This window comes from Oribacterium sp. P9, from assembly GCF_046365365.1.
Taxonomy (GTDB): Bacteria; Bacillota; Clostridia; order Lachnospirales; family Lachnospiraceae; genus Oribacterium.
The window spans coordinates 1-18,290 of sequence record NZ_JBKEIS010000002.1 but is presented as its reverse complement, the minus strand read 5'-3'; the positions used below and the strand labels follow the sequence as shown (position 1 = coordinate 18,290).

14 protein-coding genes are annotated in these 18,290 nt (G+C 42.6%); 12 read left to right on the top strand and 2 right to left on the bottom strand.

The features are described from left to right. Positions 1 to 45 precede the first annotated feature (45 nt). The 3 genes from ACK8P7_RS02315 to ACK8P7_RS02305 all read left to right on the top strand — a co-directional run bounded on the left by ACK8P7_RS02315 (position 46) and on the right by ACK8P7_RS02305 (position 4,795). A complete protein-coding gene (locus ACK8P7_RS02315) occupies positions 46 to 1,779 on the top strand; it encodes an O-antigen ligase family protein (protein WP_410042619.1) in 1,734 nt (577 codons plus the stop codon). 304 nt (positions 1,780 to 2,083) lie between these two features. Beyond that, positions 2,084 to 2,899, top strand: coding sequence for a ComEC/Rec2 family competence protein (locus tag ACK8P7_RS02310; RefSeq protein WP_410042618.1), 816 nt, complete (start codon positions 2,084 to 2,086; stop codon positions 2,897 to 2,899). A 306-nt stretch (positions 2,900 to 3,205) separates the two neighbouring features. Then, entirely contained in the window at positions 3,206 to 4,795 is a 1,590-nt protein-coding gene (locus ACK8P7_RS02305; protein ID WP_410042617.1) for a hypothetical protein, read from the top strand. Positions 4,796 to 4,980: 185 nt separating this feature from the next. Here ACK8P7_RS02305 and ACK8P7_RS02300 read toward each other — a convergent pair whose 3' ends face one another. Both ACK8P7_RS02300 and ACK8P7_RS02295 read right to left on the bottom strand, forming a co-directional pair. Next, on the bottom strand, positions 4,981 to 5,202 hold the full coding sequence (locus ACK8P7_RS02300) for a hypothetical protein (RefSeq protein ID WP_410042616.1): 222 nt from the start codon (positions 5,200 to 5,202) through the stop codon (positions 4,981 to 4,983). Further along, complete coding sequence (locus ACK8P7_RS02295) at positions 5,202 to 6,623, bottom strand: ISL3 family transposase (protein ID WP_410042615.1); 1,422 nt, start codon at positions 6,621 to 6,623, stop codon at positions 5,202 to 5,204. The genes ACK8P7_RS02300 and ACK8P7_RS02295 overlap by 1 nt, the downstream gene beginning before the upstream one ends. 591 nt (positions 6,624 to 7,214) lie before the next feature. On the opposite strand from ACK8P7_RS02295, the gene ACK8P7_RS02290 reads away from it, so the two are divergent. The 9 genes from ACK8P7_RS02290 to ACK8P7_RS02250 all read left to right on the top strand — a co-directional run bounded on the left by ACK8P7_RS02290 (position 7,215) and on the right by ACK8P7_RS02250 (position 18,188). Then, positions 7,215 to 7,799, top strand: coding sequence for a hypothetical protein (locus tag ACK8P7_RS02290; protein WP_410042614.1), 585 nt, complete (start codon positions 7,215 to 7,217; stop codon positions 7,797 to 7,799). 125 nt (positions 7,800 to 7,924) lie between these two features. Continuing rightward, on the top strand, positions 7,925 to 8,791 hold the full coding sequence (locus ACK8P7_RS02285; protein ID WP_410042613.1) for a glycosyltransferase: 867 nt from the start codon (positions 7,925 to 7,927) through the stop codon (positions 8,789 to 8,791). After that, positions 8,760 to 10,514 carry a hypothetical protein gene (locus tag ACK8P7_RS02280; RefSeq protein WP_410042612.1) on the top strand — a complete coding sequence of 585 codons (1,755 nt, stop codon included), beginning with the start codon at positions 8,760 to 8,762 and terminating at the stop codon, positions 10,512 to 10,514. Before ACK8P7_RS02285 ends, ACK8P7_RS02280 begins: the two co-directional genes overlap by 32 nt. Before the next feature lie 78 nt (positions 10,515 to 10,592). Beyond that, a complete protein-coding gene (locus tag ACK8P7_RS02275; protein WP_410042611.1) occupies positions 10,593 to 11,906 on the top strand; it encodes a sugar transferase in 1,314 nt (437 codons plus the stop codon). Between the two features lie 84 nt (positions 11,907 to 11,990). Next, on the top strand, positions 11,991 to 12,764 hold the full coding sequence (locus tag ACK8P7_RS02270; RefSeq protein WP_410042610.1) for a glycosyltransferase family 2 protein: 774 nt from the start codon (positions 11,991 to 11,993) through the stop codon (positions 12,762 to 12,764). Between the two features lie 57 nt (positions 12,765 to 12,821). Continuing rightward, positions 12,822 to 13,610 carry an ABC transporter permease gene (locus ACK8P7_RS02265; protein ID WP_410042609.1) on the top strand — a complete coding sequence of 263 codons (789 nt, stop codon included), beginning with the start codon at positions 12,822 to 12,824 and terminating at the stop codon, positions 13,608 to 13,610. 21 nt (positions 13,611 to 13,631) lie between these two features. Then, on the top strand, positions 13,632 to 14,375 hold the full coding sequence (locus ACK8P7_RS02260) for an ABC transporter ATP-binding protein (protein WP_410042608.1): 744 nt from the start codon (positions 13,632 to 13,634) through the stop codon (positions 14,373 to 14,375). Between the two features lie 114 nt (positions 14,376 to 14,489). Further along, entirely contained in the window at positions 14,490 to 16,313 is a 1,824-nt protein-coding gene (locus tag ACK8P7_RS02255; protein WP_410042607.1) for a glycosyltransferase family 2 protein, read from the top strand. A 258-nt stretch (positions 16,314 to 16,571) separates the two neighbouring features. Then, positions 16,572 to 18,188 carry a hypothetical protein gene (locus ACK8P7_RS02250; protein ID WP_410042606.1) on the top strand — a complete coding sequence of 539 codons (1,617 nt, stop codon included), beginning with the start codon at positions 16,572 to 16,574 and terminating at the stop codon, positions 18,186 to 18,188. Positions 18,189 to 18,290 lie beyond the last annotated feature (102 nt).

Below are 18,290 nucleotides of genomic sequence, written 5' to 3'. Positions count from 1 at the left end.
CGAACAGCCGGATTATGTCATATTAAGAAATAAAGGAGCTTCTCCATGAGCAAGCAAAAGAAAGCAGGAAACACAGAGAAAGCAGTGAAGGATGTAGCGGCAGTGAAAGAAGCTGAAGCGGCCAGAGCAGCAGTGAACCAGCAGGATGATCCTGAAAGCGCTCGCATTAACAAGCACTTCAGCCGCATCACCAGCACCCTGATGACCATCTACGTGCTTTTCTATCTCTGCATCTTCCCACTCGCAACCCACGATAAGTACTTTGATATCCTGAAATTCCGCTTCCAGCTCTACTGGATCCCGACCCTCATCTACGGCATCCTCTTTCTCGTGCTGGGCATCCTCTATCTGATTTCCGATAAGCGTCGTAATGGCGGTGCCCTCACCGCGAAGCTGAGAGAGAATCTGAAGTGGAACGTCCTGAAGAGGAAGCTCACGAAGACCGACATCTGCTTCATCGCCCTGATCTTTATCATGACCCTGTCGGTGATTTTCGCGGACTACCAGTATGAAGCACTCTGGGGAAATGAGGGGCGTTTTAACGGATTGATTCTCTGGTTGATGTTCTTTATAGCCTATTGGCTGGTAACCAGATTTTATCACTTTAAGAAATGGCATCTTTACGCTTATCTCGCCCTGGAATGCCTTCCTGAAATCTGGGGCTTCACCGATTTCTTTCTTCTGGACCTCTTCCATTTTCATGACGGAACGGATCCACGGTATATTTATACCTTCGTATCGAGCGTTGGAAACATCAACACCTACACCAATATGCTTGCCCTGCATCTCGGCGCTTCTGCAGCGATGTTTGTTCTTTCGAAGGAAACGAAGGAAGCCCTTCTTTGCTGGATTCCGCTTATGATTTCGTCCTTCGCGATGGTAATGGGCATCAGCGATAACGGACTCCTCGCAGCGGCCGCTGTTTTTGCTTTCCTTCCGTTTGTTGCATGGACGGATACGAAGGCCATCGCACGATACTTTATCGCGCTCAGCAGCTTTGCTACGAGTGTTGCGGTCACGGCACAGCTGACTGTCGGCCGTGCGACGATGGCAGACTGCGATGGTGGAAGTGTACTGGTGACCCTGGGAAAAACCAAACCATTTCTCGTGTTGGTTGTCCTGCTCTGGGCCTTCACCATCATGATGGTTTATTTCTTCCGACCGAAGAAAGCGCTACAGGAAAATCAGATTGCGAAGCGTGCGAGACGGATCTGGACACTGCTTGTTGTACTCGGTGTGGCCGTAACGCTGGGAATCCTGATCGATGCAAACAGCGGAAACCATGCAGACATCTGGGCACCGTATCACAATATCCTGATGTTCAGCGACAGCTGGGGAACCGGTCGAGGACTGAACTGGCGCCTGGCCTGCGACTATTTTGTGAACGATGCAGGTCTTTTGAAAAAGCTGATCGGATATGGACCGGATACCTACTACATCATCACGATGGATCGCTTTAAGAAGCTTATGCAGGCAGCAGGCTATGGTTACTTCGATTCGGCACATAACGAGTATATAGAGTATATTACCACCATCGGGATTCTAGGCACGCTTACGTATCTTGGTATACTGACGACCGGCCTTCGACAGATGTTTAAAAAACCGAAGAATATGTTTGCCATCGCCTGCGGATTCGCAGTGCTCGCGTATGCGGTTCAGGCGGTCGTCAATATCGCCATTCCGATCACGACCCCGATTCTGATGATGCTTCTCTATATGGGAATCAGCATCGCAAGGGAATCAGCGGATGGGAAAACAGAAATGGAAAAACGAAAATAGAAAACAGAAAATAGGAATAGAAAACAGGAATAGTGAAAACGGAAAAGAAGCTATGAAATTTAACTTGAATTCTCTGAAGACCTTAAATAGGAAAAGCAGCTGCATCTCTCGAGTGATGGCTGTCTGCCTGCTGCTCATGATATGTACGATGAACAGTATGATTCCAGTACAGGCCGCACCGATTATCGATACGACGACATCCCGAACATCACTTATACCAGGAGCGTATAACGCACAGACATCGTCGACATCGACGATATCCACTACGGCTTCGTCCGGGGCAAGTGGTGTGGGTGAACTGTGGATGCTGGGAAGCACAACAGGTGCGCAGAATCTAAGCATCGTCATCAGGAGCCCACACGGAAAGCTCATCGTCATCGATGGCGGCTGGGAAGCGGATGCAGATAAACTGTCATCACTTATCCTGCAGCAGGGCGGAAAGGTAGATGCATGGCTCATCACGCATCCGCACGAGGATCATGTCGGCGCACTCTGCGCGATTCTGAATGATACCGCCCGAAAAATCAAAATCGAAAAGATCTACTGCTCACTGGCAACGCCGGACTGGTATCGCCAGGTTTCCCCGACGGGAGCGGGCATCGCAGATCAGCTCTTGAGCGCCTTTATGAAGCTTCCGGTCGGTACCGTGACGCATAATATCGGCCGTGGCACAGAAATCAGCATCGATGATGTAAATATCCGGGTATTAAACAACCGTGGCGTATATACCTATAACGGTGTAAACAACAGCAGTATGGTCTATAAGATCTGTGTGAGCGGCCAGTCTATCCTGATCCTCGGCGATCTCGCCTACGACGGCGGAAAAGACCTGATGAAAACCTGCACCGCAGCCGAACTGAAATCCGATATCGTACAGATGGCACACCACGGGCAGCAGGGCGTAGATCAGGACGCCTATGCACTGATCGCACCGAGCACCTGCCTCTGGCCGACACCTGCCTGGCTCTGGAATGACGATAACGGCGGCGGCATCGGCAGCGGCCCATGGGCTACCCTGACGACCCGAGCATGGATGGACGCCCTCGGAGTTAAGGATAACCGCTCCCTGAAGGATGGCGATGTGCACATGTATCTCGGCGTGCCTTCACCCAACATGTGATAAAAAGTGCTTGCAATCCTGTGAAAAACATGTATAATCGCAGACATAGGTTAATTATTAAGATTTGATTAAGAAGTACGAAAGATAGTCATTAAGAAATTCGTAAGAATTAGTAATGACTCTGTTATATACATTCTGATCGAATCGCAGTAAGATAACCTCGTAAATGATGAGAGAGTACGAAGCAAGTACTTCCTCCGCGGAACCTCGTAAGAAAAGGACTTGCAAGGTAGCACGCTTAGAGGTATAATCTCACCGTAACTGAGCCTACAGGCTCGAAAAGAAAAAAAGGAGAGTGCATTTATTATGAAGAAGCAGACAAAGGTAATGGCAACACTTTCAACTGCAGCACTTCTTGCTCTTGGTTTTTCAGCCGTTTCTATGGCAGCAGGTTGGGATAACTCAACAGGCGCTTGGAGATACCTGAACAACGATGGCACAGAGGTTGTTGACGAGTGGAAGTCCGCAAACGGAAATTGGTTCTATCTTGACAGCGACGGAGTTATGGCTACCGATAAGCTGATCGAGGATACTTCCAGCAACAATGGCAAGACCAAGTACTACTACGTTGACCAGTACGGCGCTATGGTAAAGAACACCTGGAAGGCTGTAGCTATGGACGACGACGCTACTGATCTTGATGCTGAGTACTGGTGGTACTACTTCGGAAACGATGGTAAGGCTTACACCACTGATTCCACTAAGCTTTCCAAGAACAAGCTTAAGACCATCAACGGCCTCAAGTATGCTTTCAACGAGGAAGGCCACATGCTCTATGGCTGGGTTGACGAGGATAACTATCAGATTCAGGATGATACTACTGAGGATCGTTGGAAGGAAGCTGAATACTACTTCAGCGGCTGGAATGATGGTCATGCACAGACTGGCTGGGCTCAGATCGCTGTAGAGGATGATGATGATACTGAGAACTACTGGTTCTACTTTGGTAGCGATGGAGTAAAGGCCACTAAGCGTAAGAAGATCAACGGCGTTTACTATGTATTCGCAGCTGATGGTCACATGATTGACGAGTGGGCTTACTATGATACTACTAAGTCTACATGGTCTGATATGAACAGTGGCTTCGATTCAGCTAAGGCATCTGTTTCTTACCTGAATGGCGATGGTTCTACCAGAAAGAATCAGTGGGTTTATGCTATTCCGGCTGAGGACATGGACCTTTCTGACAACGAGGACGATGAGTATCGTTGGTTCTATGCAGACAAGAGCGGTAAGCTTGTTGTTGATCAGATCAAGAAGATCAACGGTAAGAAGTACGCTTTTGATGAGATCGGCCGCATGAAGAAGGGCTTTGTAAAGATTTCTGCTGACGCTAAGGACTATGAGGGTACTGTAGCTGATTGGGATAAGTATTCTCGTGATCAGTGGATCAACACCACATTCGGCGACATCGCATTCTTCTCTAACGATGAGGCTAAGGATGGCGCTATGAAGTTCGGTTACCAGAACATCGAGCTTGATGATGGCACATATCAGTTCTACTTCGATAAGAAGAACGGTAAGGCTTACACTAAGTACAACAAGGATATCAAGAAGTACCTCATCAATGGTATGATCCTTAAGCCATCAAGCGACGATGACAACAACTATGCAGCTGTTAAGGTTGAGGGTGAGACCCCAGTTGCTATGTACACAAACTACAATGATATCGTTGCTGAGCTTAACGCAAACCACGACCTCTACCTTGTAAATGCTTCTGGTACTAAGGTTACTTCCAAGACTGTAAAGGATGAGAATGACCAGTACTGGAGAACTAATAAGGATGGTAAGATCGTTAACTGTGCTCCAGATAAGGAGACATACGACGATATGAGAAGCACCAAGAATGAAGACGGCACCACTAAGGAAAATACTTGGAACAAGGACCTTTTCTAATTACGCTTTCTTAAATCAGTAGAGAACGTTTGGAGAGAAATCGGATCATCAAACTTTTTGAGGGTTTGTCGATCTTGTTGAGGGGCGGACTTGAGGGTCTGCCCCTTATTTTAATGGAGTTTTTGAGGGTCTAGTTTGAGGGTTTGGTTTGAGGGGCTGGTTTGAGGGGCCAGTTTGAGGGGCTGTTATAAAGTCCAGATTGGAAACGGCATCTCTTCGCCATCAATCATGTTTGTTTGATGAGCGTTCTCTCTGAAATGATTGAATTCGGCATTTAACTTCTTATAAGTTACAAAGCCATGCAAGTAGTCATTTTCAGAACTCAGCTCCATGGAAAGTTGCTCCAGTTCTCTTAATTCATCAAGTAGCGAACGCAAATCATCTATCGAAATGTCAATGGTTTTCATCAGTCAAAATCCTCCTCATCAAAATACTGCACCTGACGTGAATCAGATATGCCGTTAAGTACCGGTCGGTTTCTTGTAGAAAATAAAAAACGGTTACGGAAATGCTCGAAGTTCCGATAACCGCGACCGGCCCGTTTTAAATCTTTTACTTTTCTGTTTAGCGATTCGATTGGACCATTGGATAAACGTGCATCGTAAATACCACCAGGACCGCATTTTTCTACCATCACAAACGATGTGATGATCGGATTCCGGTATCGGTATAAAGTTCCAGCGAAATCCTTAAAGATGGAATCACCACAGTTACGGTAATGCGCGATAAGTTCGTCGAGTTCTTTGGCTGCATTTACTGGATCACCTGCATTCCTGATATTGAATGATATGTACATCTCCTTTAAATCGCGTAGTGTGCGTAACCGTGGAACGTACCGAAATAAGTAGTCTTCATACGAATAAGTATTCATCATGCGACCAAAGTGTGTGTCCCGGCGAAGATCAACATGATAGGTTATGTTGTTCTGATTCGAAAGAATGAGCCAGCGATACTTTTGCAGGATATAGACCTCATCAGATAAAGGAATTCTGGGACGGTCAAGCGTATAGTTGATTTCTGGATGCTTTCGCAGGAATTCGTTTTTATCCCTTTCTTTAAACTGCTTGATTTGCTTTCTGATAAACATTTCGATGTGATGGATTATCCACTGCACGACATGAAACGAATCGACTACAGGTGTTGCATTCGGGAAGTATTTATCAACGAACTGAATGTAAGGATTGTACATGTCCGAGATGAGATATCTCACTTTGAGCCGTTCTTCAATAGGGATGGCGGCAAAGTAAGGTTCAGTATCCTTTTGTCGCCGACTTATCAAAACATCGATCGGATCTCCTGTATAAAAATCCTGAATGATTAAGGAGTAGTCAGAGGAATCAAGGATTTCCGTATGAACTTCATCTACGGAGATGATATCGGTCAGAGGTAAACGATCAAGCTTGATGTATCGATCGAAGACTTCATTGACATAGGTGTCCGTCGTGTGAAAGCGCTTGGCGATATCGACAGATGTCTGACTCAGATCACGAAAGGCTTCGATGATAAGCAGGTCAGAAGCATTCGTGCGCCGTCGATTCTTATCGACGAATTTGAAGGTTTCCTGAATGTCGTATTTACAGTCAGGATTCGTGCATTTCCAGCGGCGCTGCTTCAACTTGATCTTGAGCGCGTAACCATCCTGGAAAATAGGGTGAGAAATAGATCTGACTTTTACGCCACGGGAATGCATACGATAACCGCACTCAGGGCAGAAGGTGCACGATGGCCTCGTCTCTACTGTGAGCGTTTTTGTTTGCCCTTCGATTTGGATGTCAGAAATGGAAATGTTTGGATCTTCGAGACCCAGTAAGTCTGCTATACTGTTCATAGTACCTCCTTCAGTATAATATTTGGCAGACTTATCGTAATGGAAGAGAGGCGCTGAGGACAATCCTCAAATAAAGCCGTCTTACAACCGGATCAATCCGGAAGTAGGGCGGTTTTATACATGAAATAGAAAACGCTCGGCTGGCACCGAGCGTTTCCGAAAAGATTCTCTTTATAGGTTTGTTATGAGAACTCAAATCTCTTATGTCTACTTATATGAGTACAGCCCCTCAAACTAAACCCTCAAACTGGCCCCTCAAACCAGCCCCTCAAGTTAGCCCCTCAAACCAAACCCTCAAAAACGCAGACCCTCAATAAGTTTGGAGACCCGAGAAATCTCCAAACGTTCTTTTTGTATTGACTTAAAGCGAATCTTATTCTACATGCGTTGAGACGAAGTTTGGGACGGTTCGCTTTTAGACGTACGACAATTATTGATTCATGAAGAAATTGTGAATCGACTTTGCATTTTTGTATATTGATGGTATGATTAGCGTCGTTATATTATTTAAATTAATGCGATAGTGAAGCTGCATGATGGTTAAAATATACGGAAATGCAGTGACTCTATGTGAGAAGAGGAGAGTGACCTATGAAATATATGAAAAAAATGCTGATTCTTGGAGTGATGATTATTTCTGCTGTGTCGATGGCTTCATGCAAGCCTAGTTATAAGGCACCGGTAGAAGCGCCGAATATGACGACGATGGCAGCGGACGCCCCATATGATATGGACTTTGTTCAGCTGAATAATGATGTTATCGATGTCTTTTCTCGAAAGACAGATGTTTTTCCGTTTATCAACGATTTAGAGATTGATGGTGATAACGAACAGAAAACGATAGAAGTTAAAATAGATGTTCATCAGGGAATCAGTGATGAGGCTGTTCTGGTACTTCTCTCTGATGTGACGAAGCAGATTGCAAATAATGCGTATATTCAGGATTTTCGTCTGAAGAAAGCGGACGATACACAGTTTGGTTCTGTGTATGATATCTATAGTTACACATATAAAGTGACCAGTGGCGGCGAAACACTCTATGATGAGACCATTCCTGCTGGAGGAGAGATTCCTCTGGATCCAAGTGTAGATGGAGACGTTGTAAAAGAAGCACTAGAGCAGATGACGAATGAGGAAAGCTCTGACGCAGAAGAATCGACTTCGGCAACAAATTAACCATTTTTGAAAATTGGCATAATGCGGTGCTTTGATATTATTGTAACCACGAGATGAGCGTATATCTATTCATATAATATGATTTGTGTTAGAATCTCTCTTAGTATTTACTAAGAGGGATTTTTATGAATTTAGAGGTGCTTATTTCCTGCTTGAATCAGGAAACTATGCAGATGTTCGATGTGACTGGGATATATACAGATGCGATTATGATTAATCAATGCCCTGGTAGCCATAGTCGAGCTGCTGATACTCATCGTCGAATCGAACAGATGTCTTTAGAGGTTAACGATGGGCATAGAAGAAGGATGTTGACGACGGATTCGAAAGGTCTTTCTGTCAGCCGAAACCTTGCGATTCAGCATGCAGAAGGAGATGTCTGTCTATTATGTGATGATGATGAGAAACTGGATTTTGATTATAGAGATACGATTTTAGATGCGTATCGGAAACTGCCAGATGCAGATATTATATGCTTCCGCATTTTGAATCAGCCGAGTCGCTTGAAACAGGAAACGCAGCGCCTTACGAAATGGACCGTGATGCGCATCGCGTCATGGCAGATAACATTCCGCAGAGAATCTATAATAGAGAGTAGGATTCGATTTGATGAAGATATGGGTGCCGGAACCGGAAATGGCGGAGGCGAAGAGGTCAAGTTTCTGAGAGACTGTATAAAAGCGGGGCTGAAAGCGTATTATGTTCCGAAAAGTATAGGTACAGTGGCGCAGACCGAATCAACCTGGTTTAATGGCTTTGATCGAGACTTCTTCTATAAGCGGGGGATAACAAATCGCTATATGCTTGGGCTTCCACTATCCATTTTGTATGCAGCATACTATACCTTAGTAAAAAAAGACTTATATAAAGATTATGTTACATCTTGGCAGTCATTTAAGTATACCCTAGATGGGATTATAGCGAATGACATAGCGAAGCAGAAAAAACGGAGAATGAACAATGATATTGCAGAATCTTCTGCAGCCAGATAAGCAGATATGCAGTGATACGTCTATGTTCTATCATGTGAGCGATAGAACATTTTTTCTTGATACATATTTTAACGCATTTTCACTTGAAAAGTGGAGAACATACACGACAGTGCAGGATATTCGGCTTCATTTATCATGTGCTTCAGCTGTTCATATAGAAATTCATGATGAGTATGGCATCCTTTCTTCAGTGGATATCGGAATGCCACAGGCAGAATCTGTTGACATCCCTATAGAGTATGGAAAGACTAGCAGATTTATTTACTTTGCGGTCCGTAATATCGATGACAGTTCTGTAATGCCGATAAAGTCTGGATATTTTTATACGAAAGATGCGCCTGAACAGGAAGTGTCACTTGCGCTTGATATTTGTACATATAAAAGAGAAGAGTTCGTATATCATAATATCGGCGTGCTGAAAGACGCGATTCTGACGAATCCTGAATCTCCTTTGCATGATAAGATTCATGTTTTTATCAGCGATAACGGGCAGTCACTGGATGCAGCGAAGCTGGAGGATGAGCATATCCATGTTTATCCGAATATGAACGCGGGTGGAACCGGTGGCTTTACACGAGGAATTCTTGAAATCCAAAAGAAGAAAGAAGAACTGCATCTTACGCATATGATTTTTATGGATGATGATATCGTGCTGAATCCAGATGCACTGGTACGTACCTATGGGATTCTTTCTTTTGCGCGTGATCGGTATAAACAGTCGAGTGTAGCGGGGGCAATGCTGCGCCTTGATCGTCGCTATACCTTACATGAGGTGGCAGCAAACTGGGCTGGTGGTGATCCGATTGTGACGAATCAGGGGATGGATCTACGGACATTTGCCCATGTCATGAAAAATGAAGAACTACGTCAGGGGGATTATGCAGCATGGTGGTATGCCTGCTATCCGCTATCTGTCGTGAGTGAAGATAACATGCCGATTCCATTCTTCCTTCATATGGATGACGTGGAGTATGGACTGCGAAACCGGAATGGTGTCATGACGCTGAATGGCATCAATGTATGGCATTCCGTGTTCGAGAATAAGCGTGCATCAAGCTTATCCTACTATGATATACGAAATATCATGCTGACAAATGCAGTTTATTTTCAGGATGGTAATCTTCGCTTCATGAAGAGGTATATTTTCAAACGGTTCATGGCGAATACACTTCGCTTCCGTTATAAGGATGTGAATATGACCTACATGGCGGTCAGAGATTTCTGCAGAGGTCCAGAATATTTGAAGAATCTAAATCCGCAGGAAAAGAATCGCGAATTGATGGATGCTGGCTACAAAATGCTGCCGATAGATGATTTGACGGCAGATGATGGCCTGAAAAACGAAATTAAGAATTATCAAAAGCCTGAGAATATTTCGGATGTATATCAGAAATATATCGTAAAGAATAAATGGAAATATCAGATTACAGTAAATGGATGGCTCCTGCCGTCACAGCGTGATAAAGTGTATGCGTATCCGATGGGGATTCACCCATATGCTCTTTTTCGGAAAAAGAATGTTATTCTGTTTGATCCGGATTCGCAGACAGGCATTGTGGTTCATAAGAGCTGGCGTGAACTTATGGGCGTACTATGTACGATTGGAAGGACATATTTACTGATTGCTACACAATACAGAAAGGCACAGCGAGAATATCGCTGTAAGATCCAGACCATGCAGAATGCAGCATTCTGGAGAAAATATCTCAAGCTTGATGCTTGAAAAATCATATAGAAACGAGAAATGAATTTGGATAATCGAAGTCAATATAGAAGACTCCTGAGGGGGTTGTTCTGCATTATGCTTTTAACCATCTATGGAGTGGCCTTCTGGCTGACCTGGTCGAAGTACTATAATCTGCGGATGGAGCGAATGTTCTGGCGTAAAGGCCATTATCTGATCATGGCGGTCTATGTGATCGCGATGTATCTGGTGGTACGAATTTATAACGGCTGGAAAAACGGATATATACGTGTGTTTAATATCATATTTGCCCAGACGGTGGGAGCAATCATTACAAATATGGGTGCATATGTCATGATTATCCTGCTGACGAAGCATCTGGAAAATGCGCTGCCGCTTATGCTTATGACACTTGTGCAGATGATCTTCTCTATTCCATGGGCATGGGCCTGCAACAAGATTTATCTGAGAGCTTATCCGCCACGTAGGGTACTGATGGTGTATGGTGATCGGCCGGCAGCCAGCCTGATTCGGAAAATTGCGAATCGTACCGATCGATTTACAGTCAGTGGACTTGTTTCAATCGATGAAGGAATAGAGCGCGTGATTGAGATGATTCCGCAGTATGAAGGTGTGGTCATCTGTGATATCTGTGCAAAAAGCCGAAATGATATTCTGAAGTACTGCTATGCTCGGAATATCCGCACGTATGTATCACCTAAAATATCGGATATTATCATACGGTCCAGTGAAAGCCAGCATATGTTTGATACTCCGATGCTGATGGCGAGAAATGAAGGCCTGACGATAGAGAGTAAAGTGATGAAACGACTGATGGATATCATCATTTCACTGATTCTCCTGACTATATCGTCGCCGATCATGCTGCTTGTTGCCATCGCTATCAAGCTGGAGGATCATGGAAGTGTATTTTATAAGCAGGAGCGGCTTACATATGGCCGAAAAAGCTTCTATATTTACAAGTTCCGCAGTATGAAGGAAAACGCGGAGCAGGATGGAAAGGAACGCCTTTCACAGAAGGATGATGATCGAATTACAAAGGTCGGTCATTTCATTCGTGCAACACGTCTGGATGAGATTCCTCAGTTTTTCAATATTCTGAAGGGCGATATGTCGCTGGTGGGACCTCGCCCGGAGCGCCCGGCGATTGCTGCGAAGTACGAAGAGGCGATTCCGGAATTTGCATACCGGCTGAAGGTCAAGGCTGGTCTTACAGGATATGCGCAGGTGTATGGAAAGTATAATACGACTGCGTATGATAAGCTGAAGCTGGATCTGATGTATATTCAGAATTACCGTATTTCTCTGGATATTGAAATTCTGATGAAAACCATACAGGTAATTTTTACTTCGGATGCGGCAGAGGGCGTCGATGATGGATTTGAAGATGCGTTGAAATCCAGTAATTGATAACGCAATCGTTTGGAAATGTGATAACGTAGGAGTTTTGCTTTCTGGTATAAATTTTTGTATGTCTGATTTAGGTAAGGTGAGATGGTTTCGGTAATTATTCCCAGCTACAACTCTGAAAAGTATATAGCGAAAACCCTGGACTCCGTCTGTGCACAAACGTATGCAGACTTTGAAGTGCTGGTGATGAATGATTGCAGTTCGGATCGTACAGCTGAAATCGTAGAATCATATGCAGCGAAAGATTCCAGGATTCATCTGATGAATTTGCCGGGGAATAAAGGCGTATCCCATGCGCGTAATACTGGAGTTAGGATGGCTTCTGGCGACTGGATCGCATTTCTGGACAGCGATGATCTGTGGGCACCGGATAAACTCGAAAAGCAACTGAAATTGAAGAAGCAGTTAGATAAAGATGCGCCGGAGAGAAAGCATGACTTTCTGTTTGCCGGATCATCATTCATTGATGAAAATGGATTGCCTTTATCTTCTGTACTTCATGTCCCGGAACATGTAGACTTCGAAGATTTGTTAAAACAGAATGTGGTATCGTGTTCATCGGTCATGATCAGGCGAAAGCTGATGCTGAAATATCCGATGCCATGCTCGGATCAAGTACATGAAGACTTCGTGACCTGGCTTACGATTCTGAAAAAAGAAAAGATAGAAGCCTATGGTCTGGATGAACCATTACTGATTTATCGCGTCATGAAGTCCTCTAGATCTGGAAACAAATTGAAAGCTGCTGCCATGACATTCCGGGCGTATCGTCATATTGGGCTTAGCGTGTCTTCGGCATTCAAAAACTGGATGCATTATGCACTCAGGAGCTTCATGAAATACAGGAAGATAAAGTAAAATTAGAGCGTATATGATATAATCTATATATTTAACAACAAGGAGAAGCATAGATTAATGGAGAAAATGAAAGAGAGAATACGTACCTTCTTTGGGTACAAAGATTTATTCCATGAACTTGTATCGAAGGACATCAAATTAAAATATAGAAGATCATTCTTAGGGTATATCTGGAGCATATTGAATCCACTGCTTATCATGTGCATCATGGTACTGGTGTTTTCACATATGTTCCGTTTTGATATTGCGAACTATCCGGTATATCTGATCATCGGCCAGACGATTTTTAACTTTTTCTCAGAGGCAACGAATAAATCGATGTGGGCTATTCTGGGAAACGCATCACTTCTTAAAAAGGTCTATGTACCAAAATATGTATTCACCCTATCAACAGTTACAAGTTCATGCGTGAATATGCTCTTCTCACTTGGCGCTATGCTGATCGTCTTCATATTCTGTCATGTGATAATCACGCCGTGGATTCTTTTTGTTCCGGTAATTCTGTTACAAGTGTATATCTTCTGTCTGGGCATGGGTATGTTCCTCTCTGCCACAACGGTTTTCTTCAGAGATATTCAGTACATCTGGTCTGCGGTTATCACCGCATGGATGTATTTGACGCCGATCTTCTATCCGATTCAGCAACTGCCGGTATGGCTTCAGAGAGGAATAAAGCACCTAAACCCGCTCTATAGTTATATTCAGCAGTTCCGCATGATCGTTCTGGATGGAGCCTGCCCGGATCCTCGGCTGGTTCTGTATGGGTTTGTAGTAGCACTGACCATGCTTGTTCTAGGCACCTGGGTTTTCTTTAAATCACAGGACAAATTCATTCTTTATATTTAACATCGACTAAAGGAGATTTACGTGGATACAGATATTGCAGTAAAGGTGGATCATGCGACGGTTCGCTTTAACATGGCTACAGAACGCATAGACAACCTGAAAGAGTATTTTGTGAAGCTTGTTCAGGGGAAACTCATGTTTCAGGAATTTCTTGCATTAAAGGATGTAAGCTTCGAAGTGAAAAAAGGAGAGGCCTGGGGTCTGGTTGGCACCAATGGCTCTGGCAAGTCTACGATGCTGAAGCTGATTTCCGGTATTCTGAAACCGTACAAAGGAACTGTGACGGTGAATGGTTCAATTGCACCACTCATCGAATTAGGTGCAGGATTTGACGGGGAACTGACTGCCAGAGAGAATATCTTTTTAAACGGCGCAGTCTTAGGTTATAACCATAAGTTCATGGAAGAGCATTTTGATGAAATCGTCGACTTCGCAGAGCTACGAGACTTTCTGGATATGCCGATTAAAAACTATTCGTCCGGTATGGCGGCGCGTCTCGGCTTTGCGATTGCCACAGTGGTACGGCCGGACATCCTTATCTGCGATGAGGTACTTGCAGTCGGTGATTATGCGTTTCAACAAAAATGTGAGAAGCGCATGACAGATATGCGAAATGCAGGAACAACATTATTGTATGTATCTCATAATATGGATTCTGTGAGAAATGTATGTGAGAAGGCCCTGTGGTTGGATAGAGGAGTTATAAAGGATATAGGTGCGGTAGAAATAATTGCAGAAGAGTATTTAAGGTTTGAGAGAGAATGATGCATGTTCTCTTTGGCAATGCAAATGACATTTGAGGATGGTTTATGAGAAAACTGTCTTCTAGAGTATGAATGTATGTCAGGAATAATTTGATATGGAAGGATATAGGATAATATGAATGATAAACGAATATATTTAAAATTACAAAATCTGCTGTTTCCAGAGGGGGACAAATTTGAAACCCAGTGGAGTTTATTTTATCGTGGTGAAAGAATGCGGTATGATAAAGAACAGGGGGTATTGTGCATACCGAAATATCATGTAGTGGATTTTATGTCATATTTAAACTCTTTCTCATTGCATAAATGGAAGAAATATACAGATATTCAAGAGGTGAAACTTCATTTGAACCTGCGGGGAAAATGCTGCGTACGCCTTGTCGGGTATACTTTGAATGTGCATAATCCAGTCAAGACAGTTTTAGCTGAAAAGATATTTACTTATGATGAGCCTAACGAAATTGTAATGTATTATCCTGAATCGGAAAGTGCATTATTAGCATTTGAAATTGAAACTGACTCAGATTGTGAACTGTTTGAGGGGTGGTTTGAGGGGGCGTTTTCTGACGAAAATCAGAGAACAGTGAACCTTTCTATTGCAACAACAACCTTTAAGAAAGAAAAGTTTATTCAGTCAAATTTAAAACTATTACAAAAGGATTTACTGGATAGTGATGATGAAATTAAAGATCATTTATGGATTCATGTGATTGATAATGGAAGAACGTTAATTCCTGAACAATGGAATTCCGGTAAGATTAAGATTCATCCAAATAAGAATGTAGGCGGTTCTGGAGGCTTTGCGCGTGGCATGATTGAGTCAATGGAGCAGCCAGAGAGTATAACGCATGTACTTCTTATGGATGATGATGTTATTATTTTGCCTGAAAGCATTCGCCGTATGTTTTATCTATTGAGAATGTTAAAGCCGGAATTTGACGAATATTTTGTCAGTGGAGCCATGCTCTGTTATGAAGATATGAGTATTCAACATGAGGACGTTGGATTTGTGCATTCAAATGGTTCCTATGGACCACAGAAAAACAGACTGGATCATATATTTTTGAGAGATATATTGGAATGCGATAAGGAGTATTTGGATCGCCAGTATATGTATGCAGGCTGGTGGTTCTGTTGCATTCCAATGCAGATGATTAAGAAAAATGGTCTTCCGCTTCCGTTATTTATTCGTGGAGATGATGTGGAATTTAGCCTCCGAAATCATGCCAAATTTATTACTATGAATGGTATTTGCATCTGGCATATGGGATTCACGTATAAGTTTAATGCTTCTATGGAGTTATATCAGGTTCATAGAAATAGCCTCATTTTGCAGGCTGTAAGTGGAGTTTGCCCAAAGGTGAATTTCATGAATCGTATGACGAAACTTTTTCGAGCCCGTATGCTTTCTTTGGATTATAATGGAGCCGAACTGATTTTGGATGCAATAGAGGATTTCTTAAAAGGCCCGGAGTATATAATGCAGGATCTGGGGGAGCAGATCATGAAGGAGAAAAGCAAGAAGAATGAGAAAATGGTCGATCTTCGAGAATTTCCTGATTTAGATATAGAGCTAAATGAGGTATATCAGGATCCGCCAAGAAACTTTTTGCGTAAATGGTTATATCGTATCACATATAATGGACATCGATTTTGCTTTGAAAGCGTATTAAAAGAGGAACCTGGAATTGTGGCATATGACTGGTCCTATTCCCCTGAACATAATTTCTGGCATAAAAATCTTTTGGCTGTGAACCCTGATTTGAAGACTGGATGTATGCGAGTGCTAAGTAAAGATAAATATCGGAAATTAAGTAAACGGTATAAGAGTGTTTTATTGAAGTATAAAAATACAAGCGCAGCAGTAGTAGAAAAGTATCGTGAAAATAAAGATAAGATGACTTCGGTAGAGTTTTGGAAGGGGTATCTAGATATATAATAGTATGAAGAATTTTCTAGATTATTACTTGGAATACTGATTATTCCGTTGCGCTGGAGGTGCCAGTCCAGCAAAATTGGAATCAGTGTTTCGAGAAGAAATCAGCACCTAAAATGTAACAGTTCAGCCACCCATTGGCTAACTAGGGGAGTTTGAGGCTACCCTCATTCGCCTATGGAATCTGTAGTGCTATACTAATGTTGTAACAGAAGTGCATGAACTGTTACGACGCAAGAGAAGATAAATTATTAATGTGGAGTGTTTGAAGTGAAAGGTAAGCATAGTAAAGTTGCAATATGGGTATTCATTTTGATTTTAGTGCTTCAATTGCTTTGCATGTTTTATTATGGGAATGCGAAGCAGGGATATTTTGTAGATGAATTATGGTCTTATGGTTTGGCCAACAGTTACTATCATCCACACGTGTTTTCAAATGGCGGATTTACTAGAGGATGGGAAACTGGGAGCTATTTTCGTGACTATTTGACTGTACTCCCAAACCAACGTTTTGCGTATGGCTCAGTGTTTTATAATCAGGCCAATGACTTCCATCCTCCACTGTTTTATATGGGGCTTCATACAGTTTCGTCGTTCTTCCCGAACACATTTAGTAAGTGGTATGGCATTGTGCCAAATATTGTATACTTTGCGATATCGATGCTCATACTATTTACATTAGCGAAGCGCCTTTTCAGAAACGAATGGGTAGCTTTGATCCCTGTAATCGTTTATGGATTCAGCGCAGGTGCGATTAGTAATGTTGTATATATCCGTATGTACGTGCTGTTGACTGTATGGGTTATGGCACTCATGGATCTTCATGCAAAGTGGATTATGGATAACAAGATGCCCGGGAAGGACTATTTGTTATTAATCGTTGTAGCCTATTTAGGCTTTATGACACATTACTACTTTTTCCTTGTAGCGTTTTTTACATCTGCGTTTTATTTTTTCTATCTTCTTTTTAATAAGCGCATAGCAGATTTACTGAAATATTGTGTGTCTATGATTGCGAGTCTACTTTTGGTAGAGCTGACCTTCCCTATAGCCTTCTATAAGCTATTCTCTGATCAGAGGGGTAGTGAAGCAGTTCAGAACCTCTTTAGCGTTTCGGATCTCTTCAGTCATGCAAAGACATTTTGGAAGATTATAGGCCAAGGATTATTTGCAAATTCTATAAATATTTTGCTGCTGATTCTCTTGATCGGAGGTGGTGTGACCTTCACCGCTTCGGGGAGAAAAAAGAAGCATGATAAGTCAGAACAATTGGATTCTAAAACGGCAGATACTGTGAATGAAGAAAAGAAGAGATGGATATCTATTCTTTGTATGCTTTTCATGACAGTTTGCTATTTTGTGCTTGTTTCAAAAATTGCACCATATTTATCAGCTCGATATTTGTTTGGAATATATCCTGTGATTGCACTAATTGCAACATTCATGATTTATGAGATACTACATTATTGGATTCCGGAAAAAATAGTATTTGCTATCATGCTGATATTTGCAAGTGTGACTGTTGTATACGGAGTTGATGGAAAGAATGTACAGTATCTCTATCCAGAATATAAGGATCATGTAAATATCATACAGGAGTATGAAGGTGATACATGTCTCTATATTACGACGGACTGGTATATGATGGTGCAGAATGCTCTGGAGCTAGAGCATATGGGCATTGTATTCGTGGAATCGCCAGACAACATAGAATCACTTGCAAGTAGAATTAATACAAACAAGGATCATATGATTCTATATGTGTGCGATACGTATGATCAGGAAGATATTTTAAAGAGAGTCTGCACTACACTCGGATTTAAAGATTGGAAACCATTATTCAGCACGGTTTATAATGTTTATGAACTATCGCGTTAATGTAGGAGACCAGCTATGAAAAGTCAAGCATAGATTAGAAGAAAATTATCTTTTTTATCAGTGGCTATAAAAGGGTAACTCTAACAGAGCTCCCCAAAGGGT

Bases quoted from the DNA above. Each gene is read 5' to 3' on its own strand.
- ACK8P7_RS02315 (WP_410042619.1), top strand. From the start codon at position 46: ATGAGCAAGCAAAAGAAAGCAGGAAACACAGAGAAAGCAGTGAAGGAT.
- ACK8P7_RS02310 (WP_410042618.1), top strand. From the start codon at position 2,084: ATGCTGGGAAGCACAACAGGTGCGCAGAATCTAAGCATCGTCATCAGG.
- ACK8P7_RS02305 (WP_410042617.1), top strand. From the start codon at position 3,206: ATGAAGAAGCAGACAAAGGTAATGGCAACACTTTCAACTGCAGCACTT.
- ACK8P7_RS02300 (WP_410042616.1), bottom strand. From the start codon at position 5,202: ATGAAAACCATTGACATTTCGATAGATGATTTGCGTTCGCTACTTGAT.
- ACK8P7_RS02295 (WP_410042615.1), bottom strand. From the start codon at position 6,623: ATGAACAGTATAGCAGACTTACTGGGTCTCGAAGATCCAAACATTTCC.
- ACK8P7_RS02290 (WP_410042614.1), top strand. From the start codon at position 7,215: ATGAAATATATGAAAAAAATGCTGATTCTTGGAGTGATGATTATTTCT.
- ACK8P7_RS02285 (WP_410042613.1), top strand. From the start codon at position 7,925: ATGAATTTAGAGGTGCTTATTTCCTGCTTGAATCAGGAAACTATGCAG.
- ACK8P7_RS02280 (WP_410042612.1), top strand. From the start codon at position 8,760: ATGATATTGCAGAATCTTCTGCAGCCAGATAAGCAGATATGCAGTGAT.
- ACK8P7_RS02275 (WP_410042611.1), top strand. From the start codon at position 10,593: ATGCTTTTAACCATCTATGGAGTGGCCTTCTGGCTGACCTGGTCGAAG.
- ACK8P7_RS02270 (WP_410042610.1), top strand. From the start codon at position 11,991: ATGGTTTCGGTAATTATTCCCAGCTACAACTCTGAAAAGTATATAGCG.
- ACK8P7_RS02265 (WP_410042609.1), top strand. From the start codon at position 12,822: ATGGAGAAAATGAAAGAGAGAATACGTACCTTCTTTGGGTACAAAGAT.
- ACK8P7_RS02255 (WP_410042607.1), top strand. From the start codon at position 14,490: ATGAATGATAAACGAATATATTTAAAATTACAAAATCTGCTGTTTCCA.